This is a genomic window from Corynebacterium durum (genome assembly GCF_030408675.1).
Taxonomy (GTDB): Bacteria; Actinomycetota; Actinomycetes; order Mycobacteriales; family Mycobacteriaceae; genus Corynebacterium; species Corynebacterium durum.
This window is the reverse complement of sequence record NZ_CP047200.1, coordinates 218960-240818: the sequence shown is the minus strand read 5'-3', so window position 1 is coordinate 240818 and position 21859 is coordinate 218960. Positions and strand designations below refer to the sequence as shown.

Genomic DNA, 21859 nt, shown 5'->3' with positions numbered 1-21859 from the left:
GAGTTCTAGTCCTGGGCAACCACGTATGGTGCCACGCTGCTGAGCTTCTCGCATGTTTCCTCATGCTCTCTGGCGGGCGTGGACCCCAGCACAATGCCAGCACCAGCGCGCAGCCATGCTTTCCCCGCATGCTGGTACACGGTGCGCAGCACCAACGCAGCGTCAAGGGAACCATCGCTGTCGGCGCGCAACACAGCACCCGAATAGAGCATGCGGGGTGCGGTTTCATGCTTTTTTATCAACTCGTAGGCCGGGGCCTTCGGGATTCCCGAGGCGGTAATCGCCGGGAACAACACCGCCAGCGCATCCCACGCGTTCTTCCCGTCTGCTAGGTGGCAGTTCACCCGTGAACCTAGGTGCTGCACACTACCGCGAGGTTTGATCTCCATAAACTCAGACACCCACGGGCCGTTGGCATCAGCAACCATGCTTAGTTCCTCACAAGCAAGCTTCACCGATGCAGCATGCTCGAATATTTCCTTCGGGTCAGCCAACAACTCACTGCGCAGAATCTCATCTTCCACCGCGTCCCCAGTCAACGCCCTAGTCCCCGCGAGTGGCTGGGTGGACACCTCGCCACGAGAATTCACCTCCACCACTGTTTCCGGGCTGAATCCAGCCGCCTGCCAGTCGCCCAACGAGAACAGGAAGGAGCGCGCCGGGGTGTTGGCTGCCCTGCCATGCAGGTAGGTGTCCAGCATATTCACGGTAAAGGGGAGGTCAACCACGCGGGAGAGAATGACTTTTTGCAGGACACCGGCCTGAATCTCCGCCACAGCTGCTGCGACAGCATCAAGGTAGCGCTGATCCAGTGCGCGAACATTGGCCCCTCGTGGGGGTTCGGGCTGGTAGGGGTCAGCCGATTCGATGATGCTGCGGAGTTGGGCCACCACGTCTGGGGCAACATCGTCGCTAGTGCGGATGGTGACGTTCTCGCCTGCGATGCGGATTTCAATACCAGGGATAAGAAAGTGTGCTATTTCCTGCCCCGCTGCCCCACCGGAGGCGAGTTCAAACCCCACCCACCCATAGATGGCCTGGTCGTGGGCGTAGTCGGTGCCCTGAATGACATCGCGCACCGCATCCCATGGGGTGTCGTGCCCGCCGTGCAGGGTGAATTCCCAGACAGGCTGGGCCACAATGAAGGTGACCTCGCCTTGTTCGTAGACAATGTAATCCCCCAGTGCGCTGGTGAGCGCCGCAAGAATGTTCCGTGTTGGTTGTGCTGTGGTGAGGATTGTTTCTGTAAACATGCCTATCTCCTTGAAGTCCGCGTGGTGGCCGGTGCATGCGGTGACCTCGCAGTAACAGCACAAATAGGCCATAAAACGACAATCACCAGCACACAACAAGGTAGACGACCGTGCGCCTCGCATGATGGGGTGGGTTATGCGGGCGCGGGCCATCTCCCCAGTGGGCTGGTTTGGGGTAATGGGTTCCTAGTAAAAGTTACCCAAGCGCAACGTCTGCGTCGAATTCACCGCGCACGGCTTTGGAGTAGGGGCAGAAGGCGTGGGCCTTCTCCATCAGCTCGGCGGCGTTAGACAGCTCGTCCTGGTTGGCAAACGCAACGGTGATGGTGCCGCTGAGGCGGAAACCCTCGTCGCTGGGGTCGCGGTTCAGGGACACATCGGCGGTCACGGTGGGCTGGTGGTGAGCGACGTCAACACCCGCGTTCTTCATGATGAGCTGAAGCGCACCGTTGAAGCAGGACGCCCAGGTGGCGGCAAACAGCAGCTCGGGGTTGGCGGCACCACCTGCACCACCGAGTTCCTTCGGCGGGCGAACATCAAGGGCGAGGTCGCCAGTTTTGGATTCGACGCGGCCGTCGCGGCCCCCACCGGTGGAGGTGACGGTTGCGGTGTACAGGGTTTCTGCCATGGTCAGTGTCCTTTCATCTGTGAGACAGTCCACACTATTGTAGATCACGACGTTCCTGCCGTGTCTGCTTCGCAGGGTAGCATGCACACTGTACCAATTCTTCTACCACCTATGGAGCAGGCAATGTCCAATACTGTGGAGCTTTACGCGGTCACACCCACAGGCGACAAACTGGAGCATCGCTGCATTGCGGTGAATCCCTACGAGATCCCACTGTTGTTTCAGCTGCTGTGCAGCCACAACCCGCAGCTCGTGCCCAGCCGCACGTTCAAGGACGAGGATGCGCTGGCCATTATCGGGGACTATGCGGAGGGCAAGCAGAAGGTTCTGGCATTCCTAGACCGCTGCATGGAACTGAATAATCAGCATTCGCTTGTGGAGACTGAAGAATTGGAAAACATGATTCAGCAGGTCACCACTGTGATAACCCAGCCCACATTGGAGGGCTGCACGCATGTATTGCTGGAATCCGTGGACGTGGCCCAGATGCTTACTGGCAATCTCAAACAGCAATTAGGGCGCGACCACGCAGAGGTTACTCGCGTGGATGCTGCGGCAGAAGAGCGCCTGATCCGCATTTTTACTGAATCCTCGAAGCAGGCTCCCACCGACGAGGAAGACGATTTTTTCTTCCCCGATTTTGATGCCATGAGCGATGAAGAATACGCCGCCTACCTGCACAATGACATAGAAAAAACCGAACTCACCAGCACACCCCAGGAGAATCTTCATCGCTTGGGGTTTGCCGCATTTGGTGAGTTCGGTGACTACTACAATTTCACTCAGTAAAGGGCTGCAGTAAAGGGCTTAGGCGCTGGTGAACAGCTCACGCACGCGGTTACCCAACCACGGATCAACGTTGGTCCAGTACTCATACACCCGCTGCTCCACCTCGGGGGTGACGCCGTTCATCGCACGGCTGATGTTGCCTGCAAGCCGTTCGCGCGCGGCGTCGTCAAGCACCTCCCGCACTAGGATGCCGGCCTGCATGAAGTCGTCATCGTCGGGGTGCTTTACGTAAGCATCACGGACGAATTCACTACCGTGCGTGTCCGCCCACAACCCCAGGTTGCCTGCAGACCCAAGGTTCGTATCGACGTCCGAGCTGGTGCCGGAATCCTGGAAACCTGCGGGCCGTCCGTAGCCGTTCGGGGAATACACCGGCTGGTCAGGGCCCTGGAACTGGTAGGTCATGGGGCCGTCGTGACTGTAGGAATTCACCGGGCAGACCGGGCGGTTCACCGGAAGCTGATCCGAGTTAGCACCCACGCGGTAGCGGTGCGCATCGGCGTATGCGAACACGCGGGCCAGCAGCATCTTATCCGGGGAGAAACCAATGCCGCGTACCAGGTTCGACGGAGCGAACGCGGCCTGTTCGATCTGGGCGAAGAAGTTCTCCGGGTTGCGGTTCAGGGTGAAATGCCCCACCGGAATGAGTGGGTAATCCTTCTGGGACCAGGTCTTTGTCAGATCGAAGGGGTTCCAGCGATAGCTTGCGGCCTCATCGACGGGCATAATCTGCACTTTCACGTCCCACGTGGGGAAGTCTCCGCGCGCAATAGCATCGTACAGATCGCTGCGGGAGGAATCGGCATTCTCACCTGCGACCCGTGCGGCTTCTTCGTCGGTGTAGAATTCCCAGCCCTGGCGGGTCTTGAAGTGGTACTTCACCCAGAAACGCTCACCGGCCTCGTTAATCCACTGGTAGGTGTGGGAACCGAAACCATCCATGTGACGGAAACTCTTTGGAATGCCGCGGTCACCCATCACATAGGTCACCTGGTGTGCCGACTCCGGGGTGCGGGTCCAGAAATCCCACTGCATGTTGGCGTCGCGCAGGCCAGAACCCGGCATGCGCTTCTGGGAATGAATGAAGTCCGGGAACTTAATGCCGTCGCGGAGGAAAAACACCGGGGTGTTGTTACCCACAATGTCGTAATTGCCCTCCGAGGTGTAAAACTTCAGGGAAAATCCACGTACATCGCGCCACGCGTCTGGTGAGCCCTGCTCACCAGCAACAGTGGAGAAACGCAGCAGCAGCGGGGTGACGGTGCCGGGCTGGAACAAGGCTGCACAGGTGTAAGCGGACACGTCCTCGGTGACGACCAGCTCGCCGAAAGCGCCGGAACCTTTCGCGTGCACCACACGCTCCGGGATGCGCTCGCGGTTAAAGTGGGCAAGCTTTTCAATCAAGTGAATATCGTGCAAAGATATTCCGCCCTGCTGGCCTTGGGTAACGGAGTGATTCTCGCTGGGGGTGGGCGCGCCGTTGAGGTTTGTTGACGCACTGGCAGCTGCTCCGTGGACGACGGGGCAACGTCCGGCGGAAACGATGGGGTCGGCGGCGGAGGACTGGCTGCTGTTGCTGGGTGGAGTGTGGGGCATGGGTTACGAATCCTTCCACTAGTGGGAGAGTCTTATCAATTCGGGCTTATCAATAGGTTATATATTGATAGGGTAGAGCGCAACCAAGGCGAACCTTCATTAGGCAGATTCTATTTATCATGTCGACCTATCGACGTATGTGGCATCACCGCACCCCGCACGTAACCTGGTATTCTTCCTTGTATGAACCCCCACGCAGCGCACGAATCGGCCGATGACGCCGTAACCGCACTCGCCCTCAAAGCAGGGCGAGGCGACCGCGCTGCCCTCACCGACTTCATCCAAGCCACCCAAAAAGACGTGTGGCGCCTCCTCGCTCACCTCGGCGGACAGGACATCGCCGACGACCTCACCCAGGAAACCTACCTCCGCGTCATGAGCGCGCTCCCCCGCTTCGCAGCCCGCAGCTCAGCACGCACCTGGATCCTCTCCCTCGCCCGTCGCGTCTGGGTAGACAACATCCGCCACGACATGGCGCGCCCCCGCAAAGCATCCACCCAGCCGGAAGCCATCGAAGCACGTACCCCCTCCTCCAGCACCTGGACTGAATGGGTAGACGCGCGCCTGCTTATCGACGCCCTTCCTCCCGAACGTCGCGAAGCCCTCATACTCACCCAAATACTCGGATACACCTACGAAGAAGCCGCCAAAATCACGGGTGTACGCATCGGCACCATACGCTCCCGCGTCGCCCGCGCCCGCGCCGACGTGATCGCCGCCACCCACGCCCAAGAACAAGAAACCAAGGCGTGGGGGCTGGGCTAACGTTTCCTGAGTTAGTGGTGGACGTATTTGTCGCGGTTAGTGCGAAGATATAACTCCCAGTTGGCGTATAGTCTCGCGATATTCTCCTCGTAGGTGTGGCGAGATGGGTTGTAGTCACTAGGGGGCATGTAGTACACGAACTTTTCTACTTCTTCATCGAAGCCAAAATCAGCGTAAATCGAGGCGACCTCATCTAAAGGATCTTGGTAGGAATCCCTGTTGATGTAGACGTGGCGTAGGACAAGGTACTGCCATAGTGAAATGTCTACGCTTGCGTTATGGGCGTTGACTAATGCATTGAGGGCATCCTCTATGGCCCACGCGTCCTCCCTGTAGCAGGTTGAGAGGTTGAGATGCAGCTGGTCAGCGAGCACACCTGAAGCATCTAGAGTGGAGTCCGAAAAGCGAACAACGTCCTCATGATTGATCAGCCCCTGCTCAAGCCCCCATTGCAGGTCGCGCCACGTCATTATACTGTCGCGTATGCCAGCGAAACCGATGTAATGGCTTTCCATGGCGTTGTTCCTTCTTGCTTGGCATGCTTGTTGGTTTGCTCAGCGCAGCAGGGTATTGGTTCCCTGCAGGTCAGCAAAAGCCCTCCTATCGGCAGGTTTCCATGAGTTGCATTGAAACGCAATGCAGTTATCGCTACATTCAACCAGCATCCCACTGCTTTACATCCATGAGTCCCCGGGGAACCTACCGGGTACTCGTTATATACAAGAATTGACGATTCTGGCGTTGCACCATGAATAGAGATTCGAGCGTAATTCTCGCCATGCTGGGTTGTATTTACGTCACCATGGACCAGCCTGATTCTCTCCGAAAGCTTACCGTCCGCGTGCGTTAACGCTGCTGTAGGCGGTCAAGAGTAACGACACTTCTTTAGGCGGGCGCGGTGAGGTGAACCGTATCTCCAGCTCCTTCGGGACGTTCGTGATGTCAATCGCGCCGAAAACCCGCAGCCCTTCCCACTCAAGATAGAACTCCTTGATTGTTGGGCTGCGGCGCATCATCTCGCCGGAATCAGGAACGAAAGTTCCTTCCTATTGCTTCGAGACGATGCTAGCTGAGGTCAATGTCGAAATTCCTTTTTATTGAACGTTTCAACTGCCTCATCACATCATCCACCGTTTTCCCCCGTCGAACAGATGACCTCAACGAGTCAGAAAAAAAACGCAGACCATCAATATACCCTTTTGAGGTTTCATAATTAGGACGAGCTATCAACGGCCGATTGTACGCACCTGACTTCTTTGACGTTTTCGATGCCACCCAATCCACATCATCCCGATACTTCTGCAAGAATGCACACAGACAGAAAGCAAAATCATTGGCCAGACTGAAAAAAGTGCCAGAAATATCATCAAACTCTGGCCCAGTCCTATCCATGGACTTCCTACCCAACCGCAACAACTGTTCCAAATCACCAAGCGTAGGAAAATCTTTCCCACTTGTAGAGTCTAGGTACTCTGCGACATACGTAATCCTTGGTCCTTGATCCTCCTTGAACAACTTAACAGCGTTCCTTAGCTGCGCTTTAGTCATTTTAGGGAAAGGCATCGGGTCGTGACGTGGCGTAAACCACTCGTAAGCTTGATCAAAATCTTCAAAGTTCATGATTAGCTGTAAATTTTCCTTCCAAAACACAGGCAGAGCGCCTGAAGCGTCGGCAAGGTCAATGCCTACCTTTCCATCACATTCTACGAGATAAACACCGTAAAGATAACTTGAGCTAAATGATCAGCCAATTCTTCAAATCTATATTATAAGGCGCTAGATACAAGAATCTATAACTCCACCCCATACATTGAGGTTCCAGCCACCTAAATCAATAGCTATTTTACAATCCCTTAAACCAGCCTCTTTAGTATGCCTTATACCAACAGAGCTTAGTAAATCATCTTGAAAATAATTAAATTGTTTAAGTATAGTAAAATTATTCATCCATCATCCCATCAACCGTTTCCTCCCGCCGAACAGATAACCTCAGCGAGTCAGCGAAAAATGCAGATCATCAACATACCGTTCCGAGGCCATACACTCGGGGTTCGCTATCAGCAACTGATTGGACGTTCTTGATCCCAGGCAGCAAAAAACGCATCTACATATCTACGGAGCTTAGCATCCGCCACACCAAAAATTCTAGCAGAATTCTTCACTCAAAATTATTTCAACCCTATCGCCTAAAATAAACAAATCAGAGAAAAATAACTCCTCTAATGACTCAGGGGCATCTAGGATATCCCCAAGCTCTACACCTTCTTTTCCATCAAAATCAACGAGATGGGCACCAGTGGAAATAACCACCGCTGTTGTGTTCACAGCTTCTTGAAATCTATATGAGGACACATTAGCGACAAGAATAGTAACAGTTCCCCATACTTCAGCACCATCAATATAGTCCCGGGTATATATGACTACTTCACCATTTTTTCTCCCATCTTCCGCATATTTAATACTTACAGACCGCAACAAGGAATCTTGAAAGTAATTAAACCTTTCAAAAATGTCATACTTATTCAAGGATCACAACACCTACCCTTTTCAAAATTTTCAATTTACCTGCAAGTCAATATATCTTCCAATGAAAAATAACTTTGACGATAAAAATCTCTCAGCATCCTTGGGTTGACTCGGCAAATCTCCAAAGTCAATACCCAGTTTTCCATCAATATCCACAAGATGGACACCAGTAAGGATGGGCAATCTCATAATTCCAGGTTTTTGATAAAGTCTATATGACGAGACGTCACCTACTGTAATATTAGCCACCTTGGGCACATCTAGGCCATAATCTTCACCATACTCCCCACCCCTCCTAAGCGAGACGTGACAATTTATTTTTCCATCTTCAAGATAACTGATTGCTATTGATTCCAGAAAGAATCCCCTGAAGTAGTCAAATTTATCAAAAGCATCTACAACATTCACACCTGACACCTCAATCATCTTTTCTATGTGCCTATTGGTTTTATAGGGCTAAACCCTTCAGGTAAAGCGCCCTATCCAGCAGGAAGAGACTTATTTGGGATATGAATAGCGCCTTTACCGTGACCAGTATTAGGGGTCACCTGATCTGAATACCCAGCGTAGCTAAACCGCGTGAGCAGTGGCTTCAATAAGCTCCGCCTGGTCGCAGTTTCGGTGACCCATCCCACCTTGTCATAAGTGTAGGAGGTTTCCCCACGCGGGTGACCGGAGTGCCTTTCGTCTCCACCCCCACTGGCTGCGCGTTCTGTGAAGCGTGAGCACTACGCACAGACCTCATAACACGCTCAGCCCCTGTCGCAGCACCCATTGGAGTCACCGGCCCCCAACACCGCCACCTCCTTCGCAGCATCGGCCTTGGTTTTCGCCGCAGCTACCTTCTTTTCCGCATAGCCCCTCTCACCTCGCTGACCAGCACGATCAACAGCACCACAATAATGACTACGAGGTCGGCAATCATCCACCACGCGAATCGGTAACGCGGACCTAGCGCGTCGTGCGGTTCGGCGTCGAGAGCTATGCGTTCGGCAGTAACCAACAACCGGTCGGAGTTGATGCCGTAGGGCGTGCAGGTAACCAGGGTGATTTTATCTTTGTCGGGCTCGTAAGTGACTGCGGAGTAGTCCTCGGGCTTGACCACCTGTCGGCCGGTAACGCGATAGCGCAACCGTTCACCAAGCACGTTGATGTACACGTCTTGCCCGTCTTTGAGTTTCGGCAGGTTGTCAAACATGGTGGCATCAACCATGCCAGTGTGCGCGGAGATGACAGCATTGGTCCCCATGCCACCAACGGGCAGGTCACTGCCGTGCATGTGTCCAGCACCGCGGTAGAGCACTTCGGATCGGACGGTGTGGTAAACAGGCAGGTCAACGTCAATGGCGGGAATTTGCAGCCGTGCCATCACCCCGTTGGTTTGCGGGGTGTTGAGTTGGTTTTTGTAGTTCTCATAGTCAGGGTCGCCGTCAATGTCTTTTTTCGGCAGGTGGCCTTGTGCTGCGAGTTCCGCGTTATAGGCGCGAGCGTCGTCAATGTAGCGCTCCACCGTTTCTTCGGGTTTGATGGCTTGTACGTTTTTGCTGTACTCCTCGGCGATGCGTTCTAGGCGGTGATCGTTCCACAGGGTTGCTGCCACTGGGTACAGCAGGATCAGTGTACCCAGCAGCACGAACAGGAGGTTCCAGCTGCGCTTTTTTGCGTGTCGACGCCGCGTCTTCCGCGCCGACTCACGCACCTTAAGCGTCGCCATCGTCATCCTTGCGTCGGCGCATGTAGTTCCACAGTGCCCCAAGCGCCACAATAAGTCCGATACCTAGTACCCACACCATGGCTTTTGTGCCGGTGTTGGGGAGCAGGAAGGGCAGGAGCGGCGGACGAATTGCCGCAAAGAAGTCCTGGTCCGTGACGTCGGCATCGCCGAATTTGGCGATGGCGTAGGCTTCCCCACCGTAGTAGAGCGGCCTGTCTTCGTTTTCCAGGAATTTCACGTGTACTTTGCAGTCCACTTCTTGCCCTGGTTGTAGGAGGGCTGCACAGTTGAGTCCGCTGAGTGTGCCATCATCAAGCCGTGTGATGGGGTTCCCCGCGTCGTCGGTGAGTTGGTGGATTTCGCTGCGTAGTTCGAGGTCGCGAATGCTCACGTTGGTCAGCGGGAGCGGCCCAGTGTTCTGCACATGGTAGTTGACTATCATGTCGGGCTGACCCGGCCGAAGCACTGCTGTGTTGAGTTCGTTGGTCCAGTCGGGTGAGACACGCGGGCCGTCGATTGTTTTGGTGAGCGTGATGTTCGGGTAGCTGTTGTCAACGGTGATAGCCCAGTGTGCAGGGTCAGGTTTTGTGTCGTTGACGTCGGCCACGGGCTGGACCGTAAAGGATACTCCGTTGTTTTCACGCTGGACTGTTTCAGCGCCGGTGTAACTGCGGAAGTCTCCGATCCGCGAGTTGGCACCTGTGGTCCAGGTGATCTGTGGCGGCAGCCTGTTGATGGTGTAGGAATCTGGGACTTCTTCCACGTGACAGGTGCTACCGACGGGCACTCCAGCGATGGTGAAGCGCGCGCCTACGCGAATTATGTCTTCGTGGGGTGTTCCTCCTTCGCAGCTGTATTTGAAGCGGAATTGTTGGTCTTGCGCATCTTCAGGCAAGCGTCCGGTCTTAGTAATGGTGATGTCTTTGGTGTCTATGACGTAGACATGCCCGGTGACTATTTCGTACCCGTAGGGCTGGGCAGCATCCATGGTGGTCGGTACTTCAAAGGTGAAGGTGCGGTTTTTGAATGCTTGCTGTTCGGTCGTGGTGTCAGGAACAATCATGTTGCCTGCAAAATCAACTTTCCCATCATCCACGGGCGTGGTGTGTGCCGAGCCGCCTTGTGCTGCTTTGTCAACGGCGAGCCCCGGTTTATTGTCTTTTCCGGCACGCCCCATAAACAGGGTGTATGGGCTGCGGTCGTGGTGGGGTGTACGTCCAGTTGCAGCGAGTTCCGGCGCTGCGGGTACGGAGTCAGCGCTTTCGGTCACGGTGCAGAGCGCACCAGCAGGCGCGGTGAAGGCGGTGGTGCTGGGGACGTCGTTACCTGCGCTGTTGCGGGTGACGAGCGTTGTTCCGTCGAGTCCTGCGTAATCGCCAGTGTGCGCGGCGTCGAGAGTGTATGTTCCGGTGTTGTTGGGGTAGTCCTTTCCGTCAAGGGTGCATCGGTAGGTGAAAGTGTAGGAGTCGGTTGCCGCGTGGTCTTTTCCAGAACCGGTGACGTAGTTGTAGGCACCGATGGCTGTGGCGCGTCGGCTGTAGGTGTTGGTGAATACCCAGATGTTGGCCGCGTTTTCTTGTCCCGGTTGGATGTCCTCAAGGCTTTTCACCTGGAAAACCTGAGGTCCTTGGGGGTCTTTGTTCATGGTGAGTGCGTCGGGGTTGCCGCTGGGCTCTTGTTCTTCAATGTGGCAGAAGGAGCCGACGGGCAGGATCACGCTGTCATCGTTGGCAAAGTTGCGGTACTCAAATGTTTTTTCCTCGCGTCCGGTGGGATGCGACCCAGGTGACGAGATGAATCCGGTTCCAAGGAGGTCGTCACCCTCAAAGGTAGCGCTTGTGAACAGGCTACTGACGTTTCCGCTGGGGTTGGTAGTGCTCAGATCGGGGCCTTTACAGACGTAGGTGAAGTGGTAGGTGGGGCGGGCGTCGCGGAGTAGTTGCGCGTCGTCGGCGGGAATTTTTACTACTTTCTTCATCTCGACTGCTGCGGTTGTGTAGGTATGGCGAACAGTCACGTTAACGGTGTTGTTGCCGTTCGCGGGTTGCCCTGCACGCACGCGGAGCGGGGTGGAGTGGTTGGTGTCCGCGGATTTCGAGTCGTTTTCCAGGATGTAGGTAGGCAGGGTGTCGTCAGTTTTCCACGTCGTGCGCGTAGTGAGTTCCGGCCGTGAGGTGACCTGGCCTGACGGCAATTGCGCTGTGTAGTTGAATGTCACGTTCTGAATGCCCGCAGAGGCCACACAGTTGGTGCCAATGGGCACGTTGGGCAGGGTAATTTCTGCGGAACCATTCGTCACAAGGTCGTGGCGCTGCGGGGTGGCACGCACGGTCATGGGCGCAGCGTCTGGCGCGAGCGGGTCGGTGCAGGTCAGGGTAACGGTGTAATCGTTGGGATTGTCGCCGCTCGTCAGTGCCGCCGCCGCGTCGTTGCCGGGGTTTTCCATGGCAAACAGGACTTTTACATCAGCGAGTTCGCGCGCGAAGGTGTTCACAAAGTGCATGGTCTGAACACCGTCTTCCGTGGTCACTAGGAACGGCAGGTTTGCCTCACCGGTGAGTTTGTGCGTGGCGGGTGCCGCAGCCACGCCCGCACCATCGCCACGGTGCGAGGTAACGGCAAGTGTTACGCCGTCGCCGCGTTCCGTCGGGGTGAGTGGTTTTTCTGCTGCTGAGCAGACGCTTCCCACCGGCACATGCGTGACGACGCCCCGTTGGCCATGGTGCGCGGTCACAGTATGGGTGGAACTCGCTCCGAGGGGGGTGGTGCACACCACGTTGAAGGTGTAGTCGTGCGCTTGTTTGCCATCATGGTCGGGCACCATATTTCCCGTGTTGCTATCAAAAGCAACATTTTTATCGATGGCAACATCGCCATAGGCGTAGTCGTAGACGCTGGTGACCACGACTTTTGCCTGATCATCAACGCGGAAATGCGGGAAGGCGGTGTCCTCAAAGGAGGTGCTGGTCCCTATGTTTTTACCGTCCACTTGCACTGTGACGGTTTTCTTAACCGGGAAGGAACCACCGGTCAGGGGGTTACTACGCGTATTTGGTTCGGATTTTACCGTGACCTGACACAGCGTCCCGGAGGGGACGTCGTGACGTTCGTACTCATGAGTGTCGTGTCCATCGTTGGTGGACAAGGCGAGGTCGTCATCAATGTCGCGGGCCCCCACGGCATCTTCAGGGGCTTTGCACACCACATGAAGATCGGTGTGATCGGTCTCTAGCCCGACAGTGCTTTCCGTCCTGGCCTGCACGGATAGGCCACCGGGGATGAGCGCTACGGTGTTGGTCACCTGGACAGTAGTGTCCTGATCGTTGATAACGAGTGTTCCATTCTCGGTGATCGGAGATCCCGCCTCCGACGTAAACCTGTTTGTTCCCGTGGTGTTGGCGGGAAGGTTATCAAGGTCTTCAGTAAACACGCATGTGTTGCCAAATGGTATGCCCATGCCGCCGCCTGCTTGGTCATTGGCGTCTGCATTATCTGCCTGGATGGGTGCGGCAGCGTGTCCTTCGGTCAGTCGGATGCGACCAGTCAGGGGAACGTCCGTGGTGCCGTGAGCTGTGGCAACGGTGCGGACACCACAGTTATAAGCCACCGTGTATTCGGCGGAGTGTGCGTCGCTAACAGTAGAATCCACTTTTTTCTGTAGGTGCACCACACCAAGTTTGTCGATGTAGTTGTTTTCTATTGTGACGTGGTTTCCACCGTTGGTGAACACTGGTTTGATGGCAACAAAATGCGCGGCCGTAGTGGCATCGGCGTTGGTTTTCTCGCCGTCAGCATACTTGACGGTGGATTTAGTGAGCTCCACCTGGGAGAGCACGGGTTGCCCGCCGGTGGGTTCCTTTTCAAAAACACGACACATCGAGCCGACGGGAACCTGCGCTACGGCCTGTTCCGAACCTGGCGAAAAAGGAACCTCCCCTCGTTCACTATGTGCACCATTATCCCAGGTGCATTCCCACGTTACGGGGAAGGTGGCACCACTGTTGGCTACTTTGGCCGCAGCAGCACCAGTAAGAGTCGAGGTGATAGTCAGGGGTGCCCGCCGGTAATCAAAATTGTTCACCACGCGGATGGGCAGTGTGGCAATATCACCGGCGCGGCGAGCCGCTGGGATCCTAAAGGGTATACGGGATCCTTGCAGCACAGCCAATTGACCATCATTTACCGCATAACTCGTGGTCATCTGCAGCTTTTCTTGCTGCTCGGGAGTCAGGGTGATTTCCTCCCACAGGAAGCAATCTGTTTCTACGGGCACTTCCACCGCAGAGGTCACGGCGCTACCAGGGTGGGCGGTGAGTGTTTTCTCTGAGTCGCCGGTGCACTGGTATTTCATGGTCACCGGGGTGTTGGCAAACGGCGCAGCGGCGGGACCGGTCACATCTTTGGTTACGTTGATTTTGCCAAGAATCCTGTTGTACTCATTGGTCATGGTGACGGCATTGATGCCAGTTTTTGTGGTCAGTTCCACGCGCTGGTTGGGCTGCTGAGCACCGTCGTCAACGGAGACACTTTTGTTAAAAGCCAGGGAGGGGTCGGTAAACGGATCCACTTCTTCCACGGTGCAGTTGCTGCCCACCGGGATGTTGTCCACTCGATGCGTCTGCCCGCCTCGAAGGGATACTTCTCCACTCATATATCCCTGCTGGTCGGGGTATGCGTCGGCAAAACCTTCCTTGGTACAGGTGTACCGCATCCGGTACTCACGTCCGTTGAGTAGTGCAGCCCCAGCTGCGTCCCCTGTGACTTTTTTAGCAATGGTGAGTGTCGAGGAAAAATCAAAAACAGACTTATAGACCACGTCACAGTGGATATGCCCAAAGAATTCCTGCCGGTAAATCACTTTGGATAATGCCCTAGTGTCCGCTGTCTTGGGAGCCTTACTTACACCTGGACCATCGGGAGTATCTACCCGACACATCCACTCTGGACGGTATCGAAGATACGCAAGCTTTTCCTTAGTGAGCTGCCCAACAAACTCGACGCGGGGATCTTTCCTATCCACCAAGTATGTTGCAGACACGTTACCTGTGGTCTGACCAGGGGTAACCGTCGTGGAAGCAAGGGTAGAGTTCGCCCAGTTATTATCAAGTTGAAACTCGGTGGTATCCCCGATACGGTCAGCGCCTTTACGATCCACCGTCACTGTTCCTGTGGCATTGAGTTTGGCAAAACCAATAGCAATCTTCTGCTGACTTTTACCACCCAACACTGTGGTGAATTGCGTGGGATTTTTCGTATAAAAACCAAAAGAACCAATAAAGTTGCTTTCGGAACCATTGCAGGTGAATGTATTGCCATTTTTCACCGCACCCAAGCGACAGGCAGCCTCGGCACCTGACGGGGTGAAATAGGTCGGATCACCAAGGTCAACATCGGAACTCATTTCCAGGAATTCACCCTTGTTGGTGCTTTCCGCATCCCACACAGTCAGACCATAATTAACGGGCAGCCCGCCGGCACCAACGACACGCATACGGGTGAGCTGAACCGACGACCGACTGTCTACTGGCGTACCAGAACCAAACGCTGTGGTACCAATACTGTTCTTGAGGTTCTTTCTGAGATCCGGGCGCGTGTACACATGTTTGCCAAACGTCGCCCATGTCCACGATGGCACGTCACTGTCTCGGATCTTTCGATCCCACACCTTGCCATTCTGTGAGTCTGTGAAACTATCCACCACGCGTAGGTTGAAGTAGGCGGTAAGGGTTGAATCAAGTTTGATGCTTACGTCAACGCCTTGCGGCTGACGAGCCTTGGCAAAATCAATGTTGCTGAAGTTTAACCAGCAAATATCATTGGCAAAAGGTCCTTCTTTCCGGTAGTCGCAGCCCTGGCTTCCCTCTTGCGCTGCATTCGCCTGCGCATGTGCAACGGCCGCACCGAGGTCACCTGGAGCACCGGGCATGCTCACCATCTGACTGAGAAGGATAAGGGCAGCACTCACTATAGACACCAGTGAAATACGCAGGTACCGGAGGTGGCTGACTGGGTTCACCAGTGTGCTCATCGTTTCGCTTTCCTTTGTTTTCTGTCCCTGTAATACATGAGTGCTGCACCGGCGAACAGCGCGGTGGCGCCTGCGATGCATAATCCGTAAATTCCGGCACCGGTAAGTGCCAGTTGCCCCTGACGCAACACTCCTCGGCGTTGCAGCCACGATGTGGGTGTGTCGGCGGAAGTCCCGTTGCTAGCAGGCCCACCGCCAGAAGCACCACTGGCAGCACCTCCGCTGTTATTTCCAGAACCATCAACAGGTGGTTTGTGGTCTGCAATCACAATCCGGTGCGTGTTTGATGAGATTCCCTTACTCGTGGCCGGGTCGTAGCCATCAGGGAAGAACGCTGCCGTGTTGTCAATGGGGTCACCCGGATTACCCACAGCGGTAACCCGAATACTGGCGAGCACATGGGCAGCGGCGTTGTGGGCGCGGGCGTCGGCAAGCGTGCGCAGACCGGATTCGGTGACGGTGAGGGTAACCTCGCGACTGGCGGCGTCGTAACGCACGGTGTAGTCGGTGTCGGCACGAAGTTGCGGTGCCCCATCGAAACCAGTGAGGGCAAGCTCGGCGGAGCGGTACGCGACGGCACTCGGCAGGGGGTCAGTAACTATGTAGCGGTATAGTTTTCCCTGCGTATCGGGGGCCGGGATGGTGCTGTCCAGGGTGTAGGTGATGTCATCACCGGACTGAACGTTAGTCGCGGAAGCGGTTTTGGTGATGGAAATGGGCTGGTTTTTTGCCTGCACCACAACGTCATAGTTCCAACCGTCGCCCGTGTTCATCGGCAACGGCACGAGGAATGGCGCCACCACGGAGTAGGACACGTCGCCAATACGCGCGGGTTGCTCCGTGACCAGGTAGACGCCGAGCGGGAGGTCCGAAAACACTGCGGCGGCTGTGGTGGCATCTACCATGCGGGTAGCCACATGGGTGAGTTCTCCGAGTCGTTCGGGATGTTGTTGCACGTCCCGAGCGTCAAGCGTAGAGAGTTCTTTCCACCCTTCGTTGCTGTTTAAGTCAATTCCATTGACTTTTTGGATGCCAAACACCACACCCGCAAGAGGCTCCTGCGCCGTGTCAGTGGAACTTGCGGTTTTGTGGATACTCAGTTGCGCTGTACGGCCTGCGTCAAACTGAGGATGCGCGTCGGCGGCGGGCATCGTCGCCACACCGAGCACAATCAGCAGTACAACCAGAAGTGAAGACACCAGCAACTCGACTGTGCGTGTCATTGTTGTCCTTTCTTCCGTTTCACAAACCCCAGGATGAGGTAGATAAACGCCAGCGCAGACAAGCCCATGGCCAGGAGCATCCACCATTGCCAGCGGTCGGAATTAACATTTTCGGCCAGCGCCGGGGAATCGTCGGGCAGACGTTCGCCGCGCACCAACAGCCGGTGCGAGTTAATGCCGTAGGGAGTACACGTGATCAGGGTGACATAGTCTTTGCCCTGCACAGGTTGAAGATGCTGGGTATCTTCAGGCTTGACCACGATGATGTTGTCCACCCGGTACGCCACTCGTTTGCCGAGGGTTTCCACGGTGAATGTGTCACCCAGCTTCACCTTGTGAAGATTGTCAAACATGGTCGATGTGGACACTCCAGTATGACCCGTCAGTGCCGCATGCGTGCCTTCGCCGCCAATGGGAAAAGCACTGCCAAAGACATGCCCAGCCCCCTGTGCCAGGACCTTTTCGGTGGACCCGTGGTAAACCGGCAGGTCAATACCCACCGACGGGACCCGCAGGCGCGCCATCACCGGATTCATCGCCAACACACTCAGGTACTCCTGGTATTCGGGGGATTCCGGGTCTGGCGCGAAACTCCACGGATCGCGTAGCTCAAAACGCCCCAACCGTTCATTCCACTCCTGTGCGCGGGCAAGCTCTTGCTCGCGCTGATCCACCGGCATCTCGCGTATCGACGCCGAGTACTGTTCAGCAATCCGCACCTGGTCAGCGTTGTGCAACTTGGTCAGGACCACGGGAGCCAGAAGCACAACTATTCCCATGACGATAAGGATCGCCGACAATACCGACGTGCGGCGTGGCGCAGAGGAAAGCCGGGGTGCCCGATCAGCCGCACGATGCTTCGCTGGTTTCGTGCTTACCCACACCATGTGCGGCCTCCTCGGGATAGTGGTGGAGTGAACGGTTAGGATGTCAGAGTTTTAGGCACCGTGCGCTTGCTTACGGTTGTGGCGCAGACGCGCCCACACACCGCCGATGAGCAGCGCCAAACCGGCAGCCATGAGGGCAAACACGCCCTTTTCACCGGTGGCTGGCAACTGGCCGATGGCCGAATCGCTGTAGTCCATGACCTCGGCAGTCATGTTGAAATCGTTGTTTCCAACCTTCGGGTTAGCATTCACCACGGGTTGCGGCTCTGGGTTCAGAGCAAAACCAGACGGTGCTTTGGTTTCCACCACGCACAGCTCATCAGTAACGTCGGCATTGTTGACCCGGCCCTCATGCTGGACGCCGTACACGGTGACGGAGGTGGTCAGGTTCGCACCGCGCGGGGTGACAAAGGTGTTGGTTTTGCTGTTCGTGGTCGGCTCGCTCGATCCGTTAATCGGGCTTCCCTTGACCGTCCACTTGCCACTTTCCTCGGTGCAACGGTACAGCTGGAATTCCGCACCTGTCATGGTCCTCTGCTCGTCCGTGAGACGTGCGTTGTCTTCACCCTTCTTGGTGATCACCAGCTGACCAAAGTGGGAGGATGCACCGGGGTTGCCGTCCTTGTTGGTGGTCACAGAAACATTGTTGGGTAGGTCCACCACGGCGTCGTTATCCACTTTGCCGTTGTCAGGAACGGACAGGAGCTTAGCGGTGAACTTTATCTGCACCTTAAGCCCAGGTTCGTTTTGACGATAATTTTCCAGAGCTTGGCGCTGGCCATCCGATTGGAAGTCAATGGATACCTGACCAGACTGCCCATTAGCCGGTTTAGTCAGCACAAAGTCCGTGCCTGCGATGAGTGTATTCACATCACCTGTTTTGTTGATCAGTTTTACCTGAGGGCCGGAGGCTTCATTAAACCCAAGGTAGGATGGCAGGTCGTCTTTGATTGCGAAGCGGCTAAGCTTGTCCGCGGGTACGGGAGCCTCGATGGTGTATTCCAAGTCGTCCCCCAGGGTTTTACCTTCATCAACCACAGTCTTGGTGGGTTGGACATCCTGGTTTTTTGGCTTGACGGTCTGCTCGTACTTCCACACGCCTTCATCCACGAACGGCAGGGTAACCAGGAACGGCTTGGCCACGGTATAACCGGTCTGCTGCTGCTCGGTGATCTTATAGACGCCGACCTTGAAATCCTTCGCACCGTTGAGGTTGGTGGTGCTGATGTTGATCTGACCACTGCCGTTGGTCTGCGGGGTGATCGCAGGCCAGGAGCCATCAATCTGGGCAGTCTCCGCGGTCAGTTGGGAAGCCTCTTTCCACCCGGCTGCCGTATTGAGGGGGTTATTAATATATACTTTTTCAATTTTGAAACCAACGCCCGGGAACGGTTCCGTCGTTTGGCCGAGCTCACCCTTGTACTTGTTAATGGTCAGCGAGACCTCGTGCTCAAGATCCACCGTGGTAGAGGTTGGGCTGGTGACGGATGGTTTGTTCTGCGCAAACGCGACAGAGGGAGCCAGTGAGCCGGAAAGGGCAATGGCGCTTGCTGCCAACAGTGCAGCACATCGAAACTTAGAAGTCCTCATGTTTTCCTCAGTTTTTGGTAAGCGCGTTCATGGAGTGGATTCGTGACGCAACGGCCTCAATCCACTCCACATGCGCGCCATTCGGTAGTGGAAAACTCCAATACCTGGCGGTTTTACAGCATTGTCCAGACGCAATTGAGAGTACAACGCACCAATACTCAAATCAATTAAGCATCTGTTGCGAATGTTTCGCTACACCCGCCCACTGAGAAAAAAGAATATTTTCATAATTATTTCTTAGTTAGTAGAAAGCTAACCATCTACCTTTGAATTACCCTCGATACCTGCGCATCTCTGCTCTGCTCCACACTCAGATGTCACTTACGGCACAACTGTCACACAACGTACCCCTGAAAATGTCCCCACCCCCTAAAACAAAAAAGCCCCACAGGATGTGGGGCTCTGTGGTGGCGGGAATTAGTCCACCAACAGCTCGGCGATCTGGATAGTATTCAACGCGGCACCTTTGCGCAGGTTGTCACCTGAGACCACCAGCACCAAACCGCGATTATCGTCCACCGACTGATCGTGACGGATACGTCCCACCAAGGACGTATCTTTACCCGCAGCAGCGAGCGGGGTTGGCACATCGGCAAGCTCCACACCGGGGGCGTTGGCAAGCAAATCCTTAGCCTGCTCGGGGGTGATGGGGCGGTCAAACTCGGCATGAATGGTCAACGTATGGCCGGTAAACACAGGCACACGCACACAGGTGCCAGCTACCCGAAGATCGGGAATGTTCAGGATCTTGCGGGACTCATTGCGCAGCTTCTGCTCCTCATCCGTCTCGCCCGAGCCGTCATCGACGATATTCCCCGCCAGCGGCAATGCATTATAGGCGATGGGAGCGACATAAGGACCGAGGTCTTCAGGTGCAACAATCGAACCGTCGTGGGCGAGTTCCACGTTCCGGTCCCCCACCTCAGCAACTTGCTTGGCCAGCGCATCCACACCCGCGATGCCCGAGCCGGATACCGCCTGGTAGGAGGACACGTGCAGACGGGTGAGGCCAGCGGCGTCGTGAAGCGGCTTCAGCACCGGCATCGCCGCCATGGTCGTGCAGTTCGGGTTAGCGATGATCCCTTTAACCAGGTTGTCCTTCTCCCCCGGGTTCACTTCCGAGACGATCAGCGGCACCTCAGGGTCTTTACGCCATGCGGAGGAATTATCCACCACCACAGCGCCCGCTGCGGCAAAGATCGGGGCGTACTGCTTGGACGTGGACCCACCCGCAGAGAACAACGCGATGTCAATACCCTTCAGGGACTCCTCTGTCACCTGCGCCAAGTCCTCCACCACAATGTCTTTCCCACCGAAAGGAAGGGTCGTGCCAGCGGACCGTGCCGAAGCAAAAAACCGAATGTTATCCAACGGGAAGTTGCGCTCTTCAAGAATAGAACGCATCACGCGGCCAACCTGGCCCGTGGCACCGACAACGGCAATGGTGGTCATGGGGAGTTCCTTCCTGCACCGACCTACATAAACATTTCGAAATGAGTCTACTCCCACCACACAATGCGGCGGGAGTAGCAATAAGGTAATTTAGCGGCCGGTTCCGGCGTACACCACGGCCTCGGTGTCGCCGCCCAGATCAAACGCATCGTGAATCGCGCGGGCAGCTTTAGCCATGTCAGCTTCACGGATCAGCACCGAAATGCGGATTTCCGACGTGGAAATGAGCTCAATATTTACCCCGGCATCGCGTACCGCCTCACAGAAGACGGCGGTAACGCCCGGATGGGAACGCATACCTGCACCGACCAAGGAAACCTTGCCAATCTGGTCGTCGTACAGCACATTCTTACACACGCCATCTACCTGCAGTTTTTTCAGCAACTCCATGGCGCGGGGACCGTCGGCACGCGGGCATGTGAAGGTGATGTCGGTGCAGTTGTCCTCCAGGGAGGAAATGTTCTGCAGCACCATGTCAATGTTGATCTCGCTATCCGCCAGCACGCGGAATACTTTCGCCGCCTCACCGGGGCTATCCTGCAAGCCCAGCACGGTGACTTTCGCCTCGGAATTATCGGTTGCTACACCGGTGAGTACTGCTTCTTCCACGGGGATATCCTCCATTGATCCAGCAACGAGCGTGCCGGGGTCATTACTGTACGACGAACGAACGCGGAGTGGGACATCAAAAGCGCGCGCATACTCCACACTACGCAGCACCAAAATTTTAGAACCAACCGCAGCCAGCTCTAGCATCTCCTCAAAGGAAAGCTTCTCCAACTTCTGAGCATTAGGAACAATGCGGGGGTCGGCGGTGTACACGCCATCCACATCCGAATAGATCTCGCACACATCCGCTTTCAACGCCGCCGCCAACGCCACAGCAGTGGTATCGGATCCGCCACGCCCCAACGTTGTCACATCACGCGTGTCCTTATTCACGCCCTGGAATCCGGCTACGAGGCAAATCTTGCCGTTATCCAGCGCCTCCCGCACACGGCCCGGCGTCACATCCACAATCCGGGCGTTACCATGCCGTTCCGTGGTGAGCACCCCCGCCTGCGAGCCAGTAAACGACTGCGCTTCGGCCCCAAACGACTCAATGGCCATAGCTACCAGCGCATTGGATATACGCTCACCAGCGGTAAGCAACATATCCATCTCACGCGCCGGCGGCACCGGGTTCACCTGCGCGGCAAGATCAAGAAGCTCATCGGTGGTGTCACCCATCGCAGAACACACGACAACAACATCGTTCCCCTGCTTTTTAGTGGCAACAATCCGTTCAGCAACTCGACGTATCCGCTCAGCGCTCTCCAGCGAAGATCCCCCATATTTCTGTACGATCAATGCCACTAGACAGCCGCCCTTTCAGCGTAAAACAATGTTACGTTTGTTCATCGTACCC

The 21859-nt window shown here is 55.6% G+C and carries 18 protein-coding genes; 2 read left to right on the top strand and 16 right to left on the bottom strand.

Going from position 1 to position 21859, the window contains the following annotated elements:
* Positions 1-5: 5 nt before the first annotated feature.
* Together CDUR_RS01025 and CDUR_RS01020 are read right to left on the bottom strand one after the other, a co-directional pair.
* Positions 6-1253: a salicylate synthase gene (locus CDUR_RS01025; RefSeq protein ID WP_179418660.1), complete on the bottom strand. Its 1248-nt coding sequence runs from the start codon at positions 1251-1253 to the stop codon at positions 6-8.
* A 196-nt stretch (positions 1254-1449) separates the two neighbouring features.
* Positions 1450-1881: an Ohr family peroxiredoxin gene (locus tag CDUR_RS01020; RefSeq protein WP_179418659.1), complete on the bottom strand. Its 432-nt coding sequence runs from the start codon at positions 1879-1881 to the stop codon at positions 1450-1452.
* Between the two features lie 123 nt (positions 1882-2004).
* Between CDUR_RS01020 and CDUR_RS01015 the strand changes: the two genes are divergently transcribed.
* Positions 2005-2670 (top strand): DUF7822 domain-containing protein, encoded by a 666-nt coding sequence (locus CDUR_RS01015; protein ID WP_179418658.1) that lies wholly within the window; start codon positions 2005-2007, stop codon positions 2668-2670.
* A gap of 18 nt (positions 2671-2688) precedes the next feature.
* Here the strand turns inward: CDUR_RS01015 and CDUR_RS01010 are convergent, their stop codons facing one another.
* Positions 2689-4266 carry a catalase gene (locus tag CDUR_RS01010; protein ID WP_179418657.1) on the bottom strand — a complete coding sequence of 526 codons (1578 nt, stop codon included), beginning with the start codon at positions 4264-4266 and terminating at the stop codon, positions 2689-2691.
* Between the two features lie 183 nt (positions 4267-4449).
* Between CDUR_RS01010 and CDUR_RS01005 the strand changes: the two genes are divergently transcribed.
* Positions 4450-5031 carry an RNA polymerase sigma factor gene (locus CDUR_RS01005; protein WP_179418656.1) on the top strand — a complete coding sequence of 194 codons (582 nt, stop codon included), beginning with the start codon at positions 4450-4452 and terminating at the stop codon, positions 5029-5031.
* An 11-nt stretch (positions 5032-5042) separates the two neighbouring features.
* On the opposite strand, the gene CDUR_RS01000 is transcribed toward CDUR_RS01005, so the two are convergent.
* The 13 genes from CDUR_RS01000 to CDUR_RS00940 form a co-directional block, all read right to left on the bottom strand.
* Positions 5043-5546, bottom strand: coding sequence for a DUF2247 family protein (locus CDUR_RS01000; protein ID WP_179418655.1), 504 nt, complete (start codon positions 5544-5546; stop codon positions 5043-5045).
* A 315-nt stretch (positions 5547-5861) separates the two neighbouring features.
* Positions 5862-6047, bottom strand: a complete 186-nt coding sequence (locus tag CDUR_RS00995) for a hypothetical protein (RefSeq protein ID WP_179418654.1) — start codon at positions 6045-6047, stop codon at positions 5862-5864.
* 49 nt (positions 6048-6096) lie between these two features.
* Entirely contained in the window at positions 6097-6651 is a 555-nt protein-coding gene (locus tag CDUR_RS00990) for a hypothetical protein (RefSeq protein ID WP_218865462.1), read from the bottom strand.
* A gap of 156 nt (positions 6652-6807) precedes the next feature.
* Positions 6808-6978, bottom strand: a complete 171-nt coding sequence (locus CDUR_RS00985; protein ID WP_179418653.1) for a hypothetical protein — start codon at positions 6976-6978, stop codon at positions 6808-6810.
* 198 nt (positions 6979-7176) lie between these two features.
* A complete protein-coding gene (locus CDUR_RS00980; protein WP_179418652.1) occupies positions 7177-7557 on the bottom strand; it encodes a hypothetical protein in 381 nt (126 codons plus the stop codon).
* A 30-nt stretch (positions 7558-7587) separates the two neighbouring features.
* The gene (locus tag CDUR_RS00975; protein ID WP_179418651.1) at positions 7588-7965 is read right to left on the bottom strand and encodes a hypothetical protein; all 378 of its coding nucleotides are present in this window, start codon (positions 7963-7965) and stop codon (positions 7588-7590) included.
* Positions 7966-8395: 430 nt separating this feature from the next.
* Positions 8396-9271 (bottom strand): class C sortase, encoded by an 876-nt coding sequence (locus CDUR_RS00970; RefSeq protein WP_040359269.1) that lies wholly within the window; start codon positions 9269-9271, stop codon positions 8396-8398.
* Positions 9258-15299: a DUF5979 domain-containing protein gene (locus CDUR_RS00965; RefSeq protein ID WP_179418650.1), complete on the bottom strand. Its 6042-nt coding sequence runs from the start codon at positions 15297-15299 to the stop codon at positions 9258-9260. The genes CDUR_RS00970 and CDUR_RS00965 overlap by 14 nt, the downstream gene beginning before the upstream one ends.
* Positions 15296-16522, bottom strand: coding sequence for a SpaH/EbpB family LPXTG-anchored major pilin (locus CDUR_RS00960; RefSeq protein ID WP_179418649.1), 1227 nt, complete (start codon positions 16520-16522; stop codon positions 15296-15298). Before CDUR_RS00960 ends, CDUR_RS00965 begins: the two co-directional genes overlap by 4 nt.
* A complete protein-coding gene (locus tag CDUR_RS00955; protein ID WP_179418648.1) occupies positions 16519-17409 on the bottom strand; it encodes a class C sortase in 891 nt (296 codons plus the stop codon). The genes CDUR_RS00960 and CDUR_RS00955 overlap by 4 nt, the downstream gene beginning before the upstream one ends.
* A 51-nt stretch (positions 17410-17460) precedes the next feature.
* Positions 17461-18999, bottom strand: coding sequence for a SpaH/EbpB family LPXTG-anchored major pilin (locus CDUR_RS00950; RefSeq protein WP_179418647.1), 1539 nt, complete (start codon positions 18997-18999; stop codon positions 17461-17463).
* 417 nt (positions 19000-19416) lie between these two features.
* Positions 19417-20451 (bottom strand): aspartate-semialdehyde dehydrogenase, encoded by a 1035-nt coding sequence (locus tag CDUR_RS00945; RefSeq protein ID WP_179418646.1) that lies wholly within the window; start codon positions 20449-20451, stop codon positions 19417-19419.
* A 90-nt stretch (positions 20452-20541) separates the two neighbouring features.
* Positions 20542-21807 carry an aspartate kinase gene (locus CDUR_RS00940; protein WP_179418645.1) on the bottom strand — a complete coding sequence of 422 codons (1266 nt, stop codon included), beginning with the start codon at positions 21805-21807 and terminating at the stop codon, positions 20542-20544.
* Positions 21808-21859: the final 52 nt, after the last annotated feature.